Raw genomic sequence first — 12,907 nt, 5'->3', positions numbered from 1 at the left:
TTGAATTAGAATCGGTCAAAAATGTCTTAACTGTGACTGGTTTTTCTCTCTAAGATTTCTTTAAGAACTAAAGTCACTAGAGCCAGTAACGCTAAAATAGTGGCAGCACCAAAAGCAGCCTCCGTTTGATAGTTTTTGTAGGCTTGTTCCACAAAGGTTGGTAAGGTTAAAGTTCGGCCAGCAATTAATCCAGAAACAACCGCCACCGCCCCGAATTCACCCATAGCTCGAGCATTAGTTAATAGCACACCATAGAGCAAACCCCATTTAATATTAGGTAGAGTCACACGCCAGAAAATTTGGAAATCCTTGGCGCCTAAAATCCGGGCGGCTTCTTCCTGTTCTGAACCCAATTCTTCTAAAACTGGAATTACTTCCCTAGCTACAAAAGGTAAAGAAACAAATAGGGTTGCGAGTACCATTCCGGAGAGGGAAAATAACACCTGAATATCCAGGTTTTTTAACACTGGCCCAAACCAACCATTCCGACCATATAAGAGCACAATCATTAACCCGGCTACCACGGGAGAAATAGCAAAGGGCAGGTCGATAATACTAATTAATAAGGTACGACCTCTAAATTGATTTCGACCAATTACCCAAGCAGCACAGAGTCCAAAAACCGTGTTGATCGGAACAACAATCAAAGCAATGATTAAAGTCAGTTGCATGGCTTTTTGAAAGTCACTGCTATTAATAGCAATCACAAACTCTTGGGTTCCTTTATGGAAAGCTTCATAAAAAACAGCGATCGCTGGAATAAATAAAACCAAAGCCAGATAGAGTAAAGCAATACCAATCAGAACCCATTGAACCCAAGGAAAAGATTCAGACTGAACAGAATTTTTTTGCGAAGATGACATAAAGAGTAAGGAATTCAGGGGTTAAAATCTTAACTTTTCATAGAATAACGGCGGCCCCACTGTTGCAGTGCATTAATCAAAAGTAATAGGAATAATGAAGCCATTAATAGCACTGTTCCCACGACTGTCGCCCCCACATAGTCATATTGTTCTAGGCGTTGAAACACTAAAATCGGGGCAATTAAATCTTTAAAAGGAATACTAGAAGAAATAATCACCACCGAACCATATTCTCCTACTGCTCGGGAAAATCCCAGGGCAATTCCGGTTAGAATTGGAGGCATTAAGGGGGGCAGCAAAACCTTAAAAAAAGTTTGGAATTGAGATGCACCTAATGACCAGGCGGCTTCCTCCGTTTCCCGTTCCATTTCTTGCATCACCGGTTGTAAAGTTCTGACCACAAAGGGTAAAGAAATAAACAACATAGCAATAAAAACTCCCACACGGGTGAAGGCAATTTTAATACCAAAGGGAGTAAAAAATTGTCCAATCCAACCGTTATCGCTATAAACCGTTGCTAAGACTAAACCAGCAACCGAAGTGGGTAAGGCAAAGGGTAAATCAACCGCAGCATCGATTAATTTTTTCCCAGTAAAGCTATAACGAACTAACACCCAAGCGATTAAAGTTCCCATCAGTCCATTAATTGCACCCGCAGCTAAAGCGGTTACAAAAGTAATGTTATAAGCGCTCATGGCAACAGGACTAAAGGCGATTTTCCAGAACTCCTGGGGAGATATCGTTAAGGATTTTGTAATTAATGCTGCAAAGGGCAGAATTAACATAAAAATCAGATAGGAAAAGGTAAAAACCCAGGGGAAAGAAAGCCTCCCCCAAAGTTCTTTTAATGGGTTATTAGAAGCTGGTTTCTGGGTTTTAAACTGGTCTACAGAAGTCACCATTAATGTTTAATACTCTACGGGGAATAGGAATTGAATTGATTGTTTACCAACCATCTACTTCTGATTGGGAATCCTGCCAAATTTCAACGTCCAAATCGGCAAGATAAATCAGGGCACTATCAATTTGTTGGGGAGTTCCTTTCAGGAGTAAATCAAACCAACCATCTTCCCGGGCATTCTGACCTAAAATTGCTCCGATAATGTTAACTTGTAAACCATAATCGGAAGCTAGGCGAGAAATCACGGGTTCTTGGTGGTATTCCTTGGGAATTCTGACTCTAATTCGGGAATCAGATTGATACTTTTCTCTGGCATTTAATCCAGATAAATCTGTATTTTCTTGATCAATATTTGGAGAATTCAAAGACATTTTAATCTCCTCAAATAAATGACTAGAATTTTAGGGACTGAATCAATCTCTATTTAGATTGGGCAATTTTGGCTTGGATTTGATCAAAAATTGCTCCGTCAGCAAAAAATTTAGTATCTACCGCTTCCCAACCCCCTAAATCTTTAACAGTAAATAGTTTTTCAACCTTAGGAAATTGGCTGGCAAATTCTACTTGAATCGTAGGCTCAACGGGTCGGAATCCCACCTTAGCGAACTCTCTTTGAGCTTCTGGTGTAAATAAAAATTGGGTAAAAGCTTGTGCTACTTGACGGGTTCCATTTTTGTCTACATTAGCATCGACAACGGCAACGGGGTTATCAATGGAAATGTTATAATCCGTTGGCACAACATAGGGTTGTTTGTCCCCTTTTTGACGGGCTAAAATTACCTCGTTTTCATAATTAATTAAGACATTACCCTGTCCCTGTTTAAAGAAAACATCACTAGCTTCCCGGGCATCTTTCGGCAAAACCGGAACTTGACGAAAGACAGCCTCTAAGAAACTTTGGGCTTCTTGTTCAGTTCCTCCAGCCTGGGTGATAACACCCCACAAAGCCATAATGTTCCACTTCGCTCCGCCAGAGGTTTTGGGGTTGGCTGTCACCACCTGAACACCATCGCCAGTTAAATCAGACCACCCCTGGACATTGGTAGTGCCTTCTCTAAGCACCAAAGCGGCAACAGATTTATGAACAATCGACTCATTGGGAAGTTCCTGTTCCCAACCGGGTTGGATGAGTCCGGCTTGCTCTATTTTTTCCGTATCTCCGGCTAAGGCTAAAGCCACCACATCGGCATTAAGTCCATCAATAACGGCGCGGGTTTGGGAACCCGAACCCCCATAACTTTGTTCAAACTCGACGGTCTGTCCGGTTTGGGCTTTCCACTGGGCTGCGAACTTAGGAATGATATTTTCATAAGCCGTTTTAGTGACCGCGTAGGATACGAGGGTTACTTTAATCGGTTTATCTGATTGTTGGGCTTGGGGCGATGAGTTACTGGCGGTGTTATTGGGTGAGGAGCAAGAAACCGCCATCGCGTTAATCACCAGTCCAGTGAGGACACAACCAATAAACTTAGCCGAGGAACGTTTTGGGGGTAACGGTGAACTGATTCGCATTATCATACTCCTGAAATTCGTCTGGAATTTATTTACACAGTCTTTTGTTTTTGACTGCCTTTGGATTCTATACTAAGTTAGTTTGAATTTCAATACATCTGCATTACAAAATTAAAAACTTAAATTTATCAATCAATGCTTTTACCATGTCAAAATACATATAGGCTGACCCAGTTATGTAGTCAGAGGCAGTCCAATCCAGTTATCCTCCCCTGGTGTTCAGCCCCGCAATGCGGTTCTAGGAACTGCACTCCCAGCATCGCTACCCCTAAGCCAGCTATAAACTATAAATTTGGTGGAGTCCCAATAGGGAAGTAAAATATGGCAGCACAAGCACCTTCATCACCTGAAGCCGAGTTAGCAAAACTTTTGATTCAGACTAACTATCTTTTCCGAGACTTAGAAATTAACTGGCTGGCTCAGTACCTTCCAGGCGACCTTGTTATAGAAAAGCTGTATTCTAGCCGTCCTGTCTATACAGCCTTTCGTCCCAATATCTTTTTAGATGTTCTCTATATTATTATTAGTGGCGGGCCAATTATTACTCGAAGTACACCCCTAGACCGAATTATTGCCATCAGTTATCCGGGGGGATGTTTTGGGATGAGAAATCTTCCCTTTGGTTTTGGCCAGATGAGTCGGGCGTTTCCCAGTTTAGTCGAAGCCTACAAAACCACCGATATAATTAAACTGCCCCTGGATACCCTGAAAGAAATTTATCAGGATAGTCCAGTGGTGCGGGAACGCTATGATAAATTCTTTGAACTGCGGGAAAAATTTCAGTATCATCTACTTAATTGCAGTTCCTATCCTCCTCAAGCCGTGGCTGCACTATTCAGGGCATTGGTCTATCAAGAACGCAGTCTAGGAAATCAACCCCAGTCCGACGGAGTTTATACCTTCGATTTGCCTATTGATGTGATCGCTCGTTCCTGTCAGTTAAACCACCGCACCGTTGAACAGGTTCTCAAAGGAATGCAGAAAGTCAAATTAATTGAAGCCGCGAAATCCAGTGATTCCTCGGAAGATACGATTCGAGTTATTGACCCCGAAGGATTAAAAGAAACCTATAGTGCCACCCGGGATAAGGTTTCGTGGTGGCCGTTGAAGTAGGTAAGGATTAGGGGAGAGAAATAATTAACTCCTGATTCTTGGGTTTTGAGTTGTGAGTCCTAATTGTGCAATGGGCTTGAATAGAGCTGCACCCAGGAGTCCGAGGGCAACACTAAAGGCAAGAATCACACCGACTGGAAGTTGCACAGACTCGAAAAATAGGAACCTCAGAGAAATCGGTGTAGCGTTTTGGACTGCAAGAATGGCAATCGTACTAATCCAGAAAGCTAGGATAAAACTGGTGACAATGGCAGGGGCATTAGGCATAAATAATAACAATCTATCTTAGGAAAGAACTTATTTTCAATCATATTCAATCATAATCAATAATTAGAGTTGAACATTAACATCATTAGAGTGGGTTGTATCTTGGAAATCCCGACGTCCGCCGCCTCTGTCTGGTTCGTAGGGGCCATTGAGTCCTGTACGGGCGGAAAGTAATTGTGAGGTGCTCAGAACATCTGATAATTTATTAGAAGCAGAACCAGCGGCTAAAGCGTTAGTAGTAAGACCAACGGATAAACAAACTGATAAAACTAAAGATGTATAGGTTTGCATAATAAAGTGTCCCTTTAAGTCTGTCCACTTCCTTATACAAACCGTTAATATTTAGATCGGGATAACTGTCAAAAGTTTTTGTTAAATCCGGCTATAACCCCTCTAAAATTAACCAGTTACCGGAAAAATTTAAACGCCCGAAAACTTTTAGGAAGGAAGGAGTGGGAATATTTTGTAATTGTTCGTTGATTTCTGGGTATAGGGTGACTAATTTCCAGGTTTGACCTGTAAACTGTCCTTGAGTTAGGGTAAAACGATAGTCTTGGTGACTCTGACGCTGGAAAATACCCTCGAAGGCGTGACTATTTTTAGCAGGATAACGAGGGTTTGGGGATGCCGGACAATTACCATCAATGGGATATAATTCGGGATGCTCTAAATAATAATATTGCCAGTGCAACCAATCGGGATGATCGGGTGGTAAATTAAATAAAGGAATTACTGCTTGGGGGGCAATTATATCAGTTAATAGGGCATTTTGTAAGGTTCTCACTGATAATTCTTGGGGTTGTATTCCCTGTTCAATACATAAAGCTGCGGCCATTCCCGCGGCTTGTCCAATGCCTAAAACCACAGGTTGTAAACGGGTTGCACCATTAGCAATATGGGAAACGCAAATATTTTTTTCACAGACTAATAAATTGTCGGTATTAATCGGAATTGAAGCTCGATAGGGAATAGTAAAAGGGGTTCCTGTCCACCGTCCACCCCAACGTAAACTTTTAGGTTGTAGGGTTAATTGAAATTGGGTATAATGATGATCATTAGCGTAATTTCCGATCGCGATCGCTTCACATTCTCCGGCTTCATTTAAAGGTAAGGGAGCAGTATAACCATTTTCAATCGGTAAAATATCTTGTTCTATAATTGTTTTTAATCCTTCAATTCGGCGACTTTCTCGATAGTAAGGATGGAGGGCAAAAGCCGATAAAATATCAGGATTAATATTAAAATTAGGTCGATTTTCTATAGGGAAAGTTCCCGTTGCTAATCCATATCTGCTTCCTAATTTTGTTTGAATAAACCGAGCAAAACTCAGGCTATGGTAAAAACTTTCTTGCCAGAATTGCAAACGCTCAGAGTTTGAACCGATTAACCTATCTAAATTTTGATCATAATCATTGCCCTGTATCGGCCAGTTAATCATAAACTTATTGTCGGGTAATCTACCATAATTTAGGAATGATTCTATATCATAATTTTGCCAAGCATTAGTAAATAATTCCGGGGTATTAATGGGGGGAATATCAATTTCTGGTGCTATGTTACCTTCTCCAAAATCCTGCATGATAAAAACCCAGGTTGGAGCTTGCCCCCCCCCCAACCCCCTGTGCACGGGGGGCTTAGGGGGGGTAGTTTTCATTAATGTTGATAGCTCAATTGGGGCGCTGGGTTCTTGCCATTGGTCTTTGGGTTCCCATCCCCAACGATAGGGAATTTCTGCGAGTTCTAAAAGGTCGCCTAATTCCGTCCCATCTAATATAATTTTAGCATGAATAGTACAGGAATTAAATCTAACCTCTGTAATTTTATTCCCTTGTTTAATAACTTCTAAAGGTTGTTGTTCGGGTATCCATAATAAATTCGGTTCTGCTTTAACCCAATCGGCAAAAATATTAGCTCCTATTTGGGGATGATAAGTAAAGAAACTCACCCAAGCATTATCTAAACCTTGGGGTTGACGGTGGTTTAATTCGCGTAAAAATGCCCCCCAAATTCCAGTTTGAAATGCTGCTAATTCATTACCATCTGGTGCAACAACGCCCGCAGAAGTTAACATTCCTCCTAACATCGGCCATTGACTAACTAAAATAGTTTTTGCCCCCCGACGGGCGGCTTGCAATGCGGCGGCTGTCCCTCCAGTTCCGCCTCCAACAACTAAAACATCCGCTTGTAAGTGATTCATCAGCTATTTGTTAACAAAAAAAACAATCCAAAAATTATCGGTTAAAATAGAACCCAGTAGTAAGCCCTTTAGGGCTTAATCCGCTAAAAGTAATTACCAACGGCATCTATCTAACTAATGTTTTTTGCATAATCCTTGGGAAGAAGCCCTAAAGGGCTTACTACTTTGGGAAGAGGCCCTGAAGGGCTTACTACTTTTATATTTATTTGGATGAAATGGTCAAGATTCTATCTTTAAAATTTAAAATAACTGGTAATTTCCTGGGGTTATGGGGGGTTTGGCTTCCGGTTGTGGTCATTTTGGGACATATTCCCATCGCCCAAGCCCAAGAGGTCATCACTCAACCGATAGTTAATATTCCTCCAAGTGATACGAGTTATACCCTAGGCCCAGGAGATTTGCTCCAACTCGATATTTTTAATGTTCCTGAATATAGTGGTAATAATGGTCATCATCAAGTCTCGATTGATGGTTCTGTGAATTTGCCTTTAATTGGTAATATTTCAGTTCAAGGAATGACGGTAGACCAAGTAACGGCACTGATTCAACAGCGCTATGGAGAATATTTACAACGGCCGATTTTAGCTCTTAAATTAATCGCAGCCCGTCCTCTACAAGTGGCGGTGACGGGAGAAGTTCAACGTCCGGGGTCTTATATTGTCTCTCCGTCCGCAGCTACGACCCCGAATAACCCTATGATTGGAACCCCAGAAGTATCGGGTACAGGGGGACGTTTACCCACAATTACAAGGGTATTACAAATGGCCGGAGGAATTACCCCTAGCGCGGATATGCGACAGGTAAAAATTCGGCGATCAAGTGGAACTGGGGGGGAAAAAATTATCAATTTGGATTTGTGGGAACTCCTACAAACGGGAGATTTACGTCAGGATATTACCCTGCGGGACGGAGATACAATTTATATTCCCACCAATACCGAACACAATGCGGCGGAATCTTCCCAATTAATTACCGCTAATTTTGCTAGTAATAATAATCAACCCATAAATGTTGCTGTGGTCGGTGCAGTTAATCGCCCCGGAACCCATACCCTAACCTTAGAAACGGTTCCCAGAATTCCCTCTGAACCCGGTCAACCTATCGAGGGTTCAGTGGCGGCGACTGGGGGACTGTTTACGGTGACGAAAGCCCTGAAAATGGCGGGGGGAATTACTCCGGGCGCGGATATCCGTAATATCCAGGTACGACGTCTGACCCGCACTGGAACCGAACAACAGATTACTGTAGATTTATGGAAACTGTTACAAGAAGGAGATTTGAGCCAAGATGCGATGTTACAACAGGGAGATACGATTGTAGTCCCAACGGCGACAACGGCCGAAAGTCAACAAAATGCGGAGGTATTGGCTGCTTCTTTTTCTCCCGATACCCTAAAAATTAGTCTGGTGGGTGAGGTGGTGTCTCCAGGGGCGAAAAGTCTCCCTCCCAATACTGCTTTGAATCAAGCTTTGGTGGAAGCGGGGGGATTTAATGAATCCCGGGCGAATAAAAAACAAGTGGAATTAATTCGTATTCATCCGAATGGGACGGTTTCTCGGCGCCAAATTGCGATTAATCTATCGGCGCAAGTGAATGAGGAAACTAACCCAACCCTGAGAAATAATGATGTTATTGTCGTTGGTCGTTCTGGGGGGGCGGCTTTCCGAGAGGGTTTAGGAACTGTGTTAAATTCGTTAAGTCCGATTAACAACTTTTTAGGGCTTTTTCGATTTGTGAATATTTTTTAATAGGAGAGGGAACAGCCCCCCCAAACCCCCCGTGCACGGGGGGCTAGGGGGGGAGGGAACAGGAGGACAAGATTTATAAGCTATATTATATCCGGTGTGAAAATGGGATGTCATTCCGGCTTTGGCGAGAATCCAGATTCTAAACTTATGGCGACTGCTATACAAAACTGAAATTGTTGAAATTACCCCAAAAATTAATATGAAAAATAAAAAATTATCTCAACTCTCTGTTGATAAAAATACTAGAAAAACCTTACATCCATCGGGAGAAATTTTATATTATGATCCTGATTTATACCCTGGATATGATGAAGAAAAATCTAATTTTTTTCAGGTTTTATGGAAACGAGCGATTGCTGTTTTAGGGGTGACAACGGCCGTTACTGCTGGAGTTTATCTGTGGACAATTAATCAAACCCCGGAATATAAAGGGTCATTTCAAATTTTAGTTGAAACTAATCCCCAAACTTCCCCCCCCCAACCCTCCGAAAACGAGGGGAGCTTAGACTCGAATTCAGAAAAAAATTCAGACCTCGATTATTATTCCCAACTGGAAATTTTACAAAGTCCCAAATTAATGTCGGGAATTCTCAAAGGGATTCAAACCCGCTATCCTGAAGTTACTTATGATTCTCTACTTAATCAAAAAACTGGACAAACATTTTGGGGAAATGATAACCTGGCGATTAAACCCTTAAAACAAACCCGAATTTTTGAAGTCAGTTATCAAGATTCCGAACCTCAAAAAGTCCAATTTGTTTTAGAAAAAATAGCTGAAGGTTACTTGAAATATAGTCATCCTAAAGATGTAAAAGATCAACAAAAAGAACAACAATTAAAATTAATTCAGGCGCAAATTGCTACCTTAGAGAAAAAACTACCCCAAATTAAACAAGGAATTGAGAAACTCCAACAACAATATAATTTTATTGACCCGAAACTACAAACTGAATATTTATTCAAACAAAAGAGTGAATTACAAGCTCAAAAATTAGAAGCTCAATTCCAACTTGTCCAACAAGAATCTCAATATCAATATTTGCAAAAACAGTTGGGATTGAAACCAGAACAAGCGTTACTTGCATCCGCCTTAACTCAATCTCCCCAATATCAAGGGTTACTTCAAGAGTTATTAAAATTAGAAACACAAATAGCGATTGAATCCGCCCGTTTTAAAGGAACAGCACCGCAAATTCAAGCCTTATTGGATCAGCGATCGCAAATACTTCCCTTATTAGAAAAAGAAGCTAAAAATGTATTGGGAGCAAATACCAATCAAGTCGATCCTAATATTATTCGGTTTCAAGATTCGATCCGCATGGGACTAATTCAGCAGTTAATTTTGGTGGCGAATAATATTGAAATGCTGAAGGTGAGAAATCAAGTTTTAGAAAAAGCCACTCAACAATTAAACCAATATTCTCAAGTATTTCCAGAGGTTTTGGGTCGATATAATGATTTACAACAACAGTTAAAAAATACTACAAATCAATTAACAGAACTGAATAATAAATCTCAAGAAATGCAACTCCAAGTTGTTCCTAAAGTCAAGTCGGAACCTTGGGAATTAATTGCTCCTCCTCGGATTCCCAGTAATACAAATGGAGAATTAATTACGGTTTCTCCTAATGTTCCTTTAAATCTTGCTCTAGGGGGATTAGCTGGGTTATTTTTAGGGGTAATTACGGCTCAAATCCTAGAACGATTTAACAATGTTTATCGTACAACCCACGAAGTTACCGATAGGATTTCTTTACCATTATTAGGGGTAATTCCAGCTAGTAATGAAGCCTTAATCCTTCCCGGTTCAGTTGCACCAATTATTGATATTTCTGATCTCACCTACCCCGCTTGTAGTCCATTCCAAGAGGCATTCCGAGCTTTAAATACTAATTTACGTCTCTTAAACCCTGAAGGTTCTGTACGGTCTTGTGTGATTACTTCCGCCACTCCCGCCGATGGAAAATCAACCATTGCTATGAATTTAGCCCAGGGAGCCGCCGCCATGGGTCAACGGGTTTTATTAGTCGATGCTGACCTGCGTTGCCCTCGGATTCATACCTTATTAGAAATCACAAATCAATTGGGATTAACTAATATTTTAACTCAAAAATTAGATTTTAAAACCGTGATTAAACAGGTCAATTCGGAGGCGAATTTATCAGTGTTAACCGCCGGACAATTCTATCCCGACCCGACTCGGTTATTATCCTCAAAACCCATGCAGGAGTTAATGAAACAATTGCAGGAATCCTACGATTTAATTATCTACGATACCGCCCCAATTTTAGGGTTAGCCGATGCCAATTTATTAGCCCCTCATACCGATGGGTTAATGATGGTTGTAGGTTTAGGAAAAACCGACCGAGAAGCCTTTAGTTTAGCCTTGAGAGAAATTAACACCGCCGGGGTTCCCGTATTAGGAATGGTTGCTAACGGGGATAAACAGGAAACCCATTATTATCGGGATTATTAAAAAAGTTGTTGAATTCGGGTTGATTTATTTGAGTGAAATATTGCATGAAATTCGGCTGGTTTGGACTATTTAGTTTATTCGTAGTGGGGGGATTAGCAGGACGGGGGAAAAAGTCCGATGCCATCTTATAATAATTGTTGAGCAAAAGCGATCGCTTCTTCAATCGTTGTGACTTTTCCTTCAATTTGTCCTAACTGAATTTCTAATAAAAGTTCTCCAATTTTAGGACTCGGACGTAAGTTTAATGCTTCCATTAATTCATTCCCGGTTAATAATAATTGCGGATGGGCGACGGGATCATCAGAATTGAGATAACGATTAATTAAAGGAGAAAAAGTTTCAAGGGAAAACCCAGCCGCCATTGCTTTCACTATTAAAGCTGGAAATAAGAGTCCTAACCCTTGGAATAAAAAATATTGTTCTCTTAAAGATAAATCTCTGGTTTTTAACAGATTGATTTGTGATCGACCCTTGAGAATTGCTAAAACACTTTTTAATTCTATTTTACTAAACTTCAACTTTAATAATTCCGCTTCAGCTAGAGTCGGATTCTGATTGCATAAAAAACTTAATTTTGCTATTCCCAAAAGCGATATTTTTAAATTTTTCCGTAATCCTTGGGATAATTCCTGGGATAATTGGGGATAAATTTTTCCTAATTTTTTCGCCGATAAATCCATCTGTAATAATTGCTGAAACTGTTGATTTGCACTCTTAAACCAAGGAGAAATCAAACCTATTTCCCAGGCTTGTTGTATCCGGTCTGTGGCGTTAGGAGTATTGAATAAATAGACTAATTCCGTGCGAATGCGCTCAACTGCAACTTGACTTAACAACGGGGAAAATACTTGAATTGCAGCCTTGGTTTCAGCCTCAATTTCAAATCCTAATTGAGCCGCTTGACGATATCCCCTTAATAATCGTAAGGGATCATCTTGCAAATTGTCAGGAGAAATCATTTTAATTAAACGCCGTTGTAAATCTTCTTGACCCTTGTTAGGATCAATAAAGGTTTTTGTAAATGGATCAAAAGCGATCGCATTGACCGTAAAATCCCGGCGACGTAAATCCTGTTCTAAACTATTGCCTTCAGCTTGAGCAAAGTCAACTGTTATGTTTTTAAAGACAACCCGCGCAATTTGCCGTTCCGCATCCAATAACACAAAACCAGCGCCATAATATTTAGCAAGGGTTCGTGCTGTTTGAACCGCATCTTGTAACAGGACAAAATCCAAATCCAAATCCGTCACGGTGCGACCGACTAACCCATCTCGCACAGCACCCCCGACTAAATAAGCGGGTTGGGGTAACTGACTCAGTTCAAACGGCCAACGGGCGGGAGAGAAGACATCAGGTAAAGCTTCAGACATAGCAATAAAAATCAACGTTCATAATCCAGCCAGTTTCAGGCTACCTAAGTTAAATTAACATCAAAGGGATGGGCAATTGTTTCCGCCCTGGACAAATACAGAGGAGAAAATTATGTGTATTTGTGTGAATTGTTATTATGTTGATGACTGCACCACCTACCACGCAGTAGAAATCCAGCATCAAGAACGTCATTTGACTGAAAATCCCAGCTTTGAACCGACCGAACCCACCATTAACGTCAATATTCGTACCCCAAATCAACAGGATATTGAAATAGAATGGGATGTAGTCGGATGTCTGAGTTTTACAGCAGAAAATGGTAAATGGGCGAAATTAAGACCTGGGGAATTAATTCCGACTTAATCAGTCTTTGATCCCCCCTAGCCCCCCTTAAAAAGGGGGGAATTAGAGATCAAAGTCCCCCTTATTAAGGGGGATTTAGGGGGATCTAACCTCGGT

Annotated in this window: 12 protein-coding genes; 4 read left to right on the top strand and 8 right to left on the bottom strand. The window is 40.9% G+C overall.

Annotated features, from left to right (window positions below):
* Nucleotides 1-26 precede the first annotated feature (26 nt).
* From cysW to NMG88_RS04965, 4 genes are read right to left on the bottom strand one after another with little or no spacing between them, the layout of a single operon-like run.
* Complete coding sequence (cysW, locus tag NMG88_RS04980) at nucleotides 27-863, bottom strand: sulfate ABC transporter permease subunit CysW (RefSeq protein ID WP_227350175.1); 837 nt, start codon at nucleotides 861-863, stop codon at nucleotides 27-29.
* 29 nt (nucleotides 864-892) lie between these two features.
* Entirely contained in the window at nucleotides 893-1,765 is an 873-nt protein-coding gene (gene cysT / locus NMG88_RS04975) for a sulfate ABC transporter permease subunit CysT (protein ID WP_227351459.1), read from the bottom strand.
* Nucleotides 1,766-1,808: 43 nt separating this feature from the next.
* A complete protein-coding gene (locus NMG88_RS04970; RefSeq protein WP_235751105.1) occupies nucleotides 1,809-2,135 on the bottom strand; it encodes an NIL domain-containing protein in 327 nt (108 codons plus the stop codon).
* Nucleotides 2,136-2,184: 49 nt separating this feature from the next.
* Complete coding sequence (locus NMG88_RS04965) at nucleotides 2,185-3,276, bottom strand: sulfate ABC transporter substrate-binding protein (RefSeq protein WP_042152336.1); 1,092 nt, start codon at nucleotides 3,274-3,276, stop codon at nucleotides 2,185-2,187.
* Between the two features lie 321 nt (nucleotides 3,277-3,597).
* Here NMG88_RS04965 and NMG88_RS04960 point away from each other — a divergent pair, with 321 nt between their 5' ends.
* Nucleotides 3,598-4,389, top strand: coding sequence for a Crp/Fnr family transcriptional regulator (locus NMG88_RS04960; RefSeq protein WP_042152334.1), 792 nt, complete (start codon nucleotides 3,598-3,600; stop codon nucleotides 4,387-4,389).
* A 24-nt stretch (nucleotides 4,390-4,413) separates the two neighbouring features.
* On the opposite strand, the gene NMG88_RS04955 is transcribed toward NMG88_RS04960, so the two are convergent.
* The 3 genes from NMG88_RS04955 to NMG88_RS04945 all read right to left on the bottom strand — a co-directional run bounded on the left by NMG88_RS04955 (nucleotide 4,414) and on the right by NMG88_RS04945 (nucleotide 6,853).
* Nucleotides 4,414-4,656, bottom strand: coding sequence for a lipopolysaccharide assembly protein LapA domain-containing protein (locus tag NMG88_RS04955; protein WP_042152331.1), 243 nt, complete (start codon nucleotides 4,654-4,656; stop codon nucleotides 4,414-4,416).
* Between the two features lie 63 nt (nucleotides 4,657-4,719).
* Nucleotides 4,720-4,947 (bottom strand): heterocyst-inhibiting protein PatX, encoded by a 228-nt coding sequence (patX, locus tag NMG88_RS04950; protein WP_026797864.1) that lies wholly within the window; start codon nucleotides 4,945-4,947, stop codon nucleotides 4,720-4,722.
* A 91-nt stretch (nucleotides 4,948-5,038) separates the two neighbouring features.
* Nucleotides 5,039-6,853, bottom strand: coding sequence for an FAD-dependent oxidoreductase (locus tag NMG88_RS04945; RefSeq protein WP_042152327.1), 1,815 nt, complete (start codon nucleotides 6,851-6,853; stop codon nucleotides 5,039-5,041).
* 215 nt (nucleotides 6,854-7,068) lie between these two features.
* On the opposite strand from NMG88_RS04945, the gene NMG88_RS04940 reads away from it, so the two are divergent.
* Complete coding sequence (locus NMG88_RS04940) at nucleotides 7,069-8,601, top strand: SLBB domain-containing protein (RefSeq protein WP_227350173.1); 1,533 nt, start codon at nucleotides 7,069-7,071, stop codon at nucleotides 8,599-8,601.
* Between the two features lie 199 nt (nucleotides 8,602-8,800).
* Nucleotides 8,801-11,077, top strand: coding sequence for a GumC family protein (locus NMG88_RS04935; RefSeq protein WP_254035160.1), 2,277 nt, complete (start codon nucleotides 8,801-8,803; stop codon nucleotides 11,075-11,077).
* 125 nt (nucleotides 11,078-11,202) lie between these two features.
* On the opposite strand, the gene NMG88_RS04930 is transcribed toward NMG88_RS04935, so the two are convergent.
* Complete coding sequence (locus NMG88_RS04930; RefSeq protein ID WP_227366253.1) at nucleotides 11,203-12,447, bottom strand: tRNA nucleotidyltransferase/poly(A) polymerase-related protein; 1,245 nt, start codon at nucleotides 12,445-12,447, stop codon at nucleotides 11,203-11,205.
* A gap of 112 nt (nucleotides 12,448-12,559) precedes the next feature.
* On the opposite strand from NMG88_RS04930, the gene NMG88_RS04925 reads away from it, so the two are divergent.
* Nucleotides 12,560-12,811, top strand: coding sequence for a Ycf34 family protein (locus NMG88_RS04925; protein ID WP_042152323.1), 252 nt, complete (start codon nucleotides 12,560-12,562; stop codon nucleotides 12,809-12,811).
* Nucleotides 12,812-12,907 lie beyond the last annotated feature (96 nt).

Source organism: Planktothrix agardhii (genome assembly GCF_904830935.1).
GTDB classification, from domain to species: Bacteria; Cyanobacteriota; Cyanobacteriia; order Cyanobacteriales; family Microcoleaceae; genus Planktothrix; species Planktothrix agardhii.
This window is presented reverse-complemented; position numbering and strand designations above follow the sequence as displayed.

Excerpts from the sequence above, each read along its gene's own strand:
- cysT (WP_227351459.1), bottom strand. The coding sequence starts at position 1,765 with ATGGTGACTTCTGTAGACCAGTTTAAAACCCAGAAACCAGCTTCTAAT.
- NMG88_RS04930 (WP_227366253.1), bottom strand. The coding sequence starts at position 12,447 with ATGTCTGAAGCTTTACCTGATGTCTTCTCTCCCGCCCGTTGGCCGTTT.
- NMG88_RS04925 (WP_042152323.1), top strand. The coding sequence starts at position 12,560 with ATGTGTATTTGTGTGAATTGTTATTATGTTGATGACTGCACCACCTAC.
- cysW (WP_227350175.1), bottom strand. The coding sequence starts at position 863 with ATGTCATCTTCGCAAAAAAATTCTGTTCAGTCTGAATCTTTTCCTTGG.
- patX (WP_026797864.1), bottom strand. The coding sequence starts at position 4,947 with ATGCAAACCTATACATCTTTAGTTTTATCAGTTTGTTTATCCGTTGGT.
- NMG88_RS04960 (WP_042152334.1), top strand. The coding sequence starts at position 3,598 with ATGGCAGCACAAGCACCTTCATCACCTGAAGCCGAGTTAGCAAAACTT.
- NMG88_RS04945 (WP_042152327.1), bottom strand. The coding sequence starts at position 6,853 with ATGAATCACTTACAAGCGGATGTTTTAGTTGTTGGAGGCGGAACTGGA.
- NMG88_RS04965 (WP_042152336.1), bottom strand. The coding sequence starts at position 3,276 with ATGCGAATCAGTTCACCGTTACCCCCAAAACGTTCCTCGGCTAAGTTT.
- NMG88_RS04970 (WP_235751105.1), bottom strand. The coding sequence starts at position 2,135 with ATGTCTTTGAATTCTCCAAATATTGATCAAGAAAATACAGATTTATCT.
- NMG88_RS04955 (WP_042152331.1), bottom strand. The coding sequence starts at position 4,656 with ATGCCTAATGCCCCTGCCATTGTCACCAGTTTTATCCTAGCTTTCTGG.
- NMG88_RS04940 (WP_227350173.1), top strand. The coding sequence starts at position 7,069 with ATGGTCAAGATTCTATCTTTAAAATTTAAAATAACTGGTAATTTCCTG.
- NMG88_RS04935 (WP_254035160.1), top strand. The coding sequence starts at position 8,801 with ATGAAAAATAAAAAATTATCTCAACTCTCTGTTGATAAAAATACTAGA.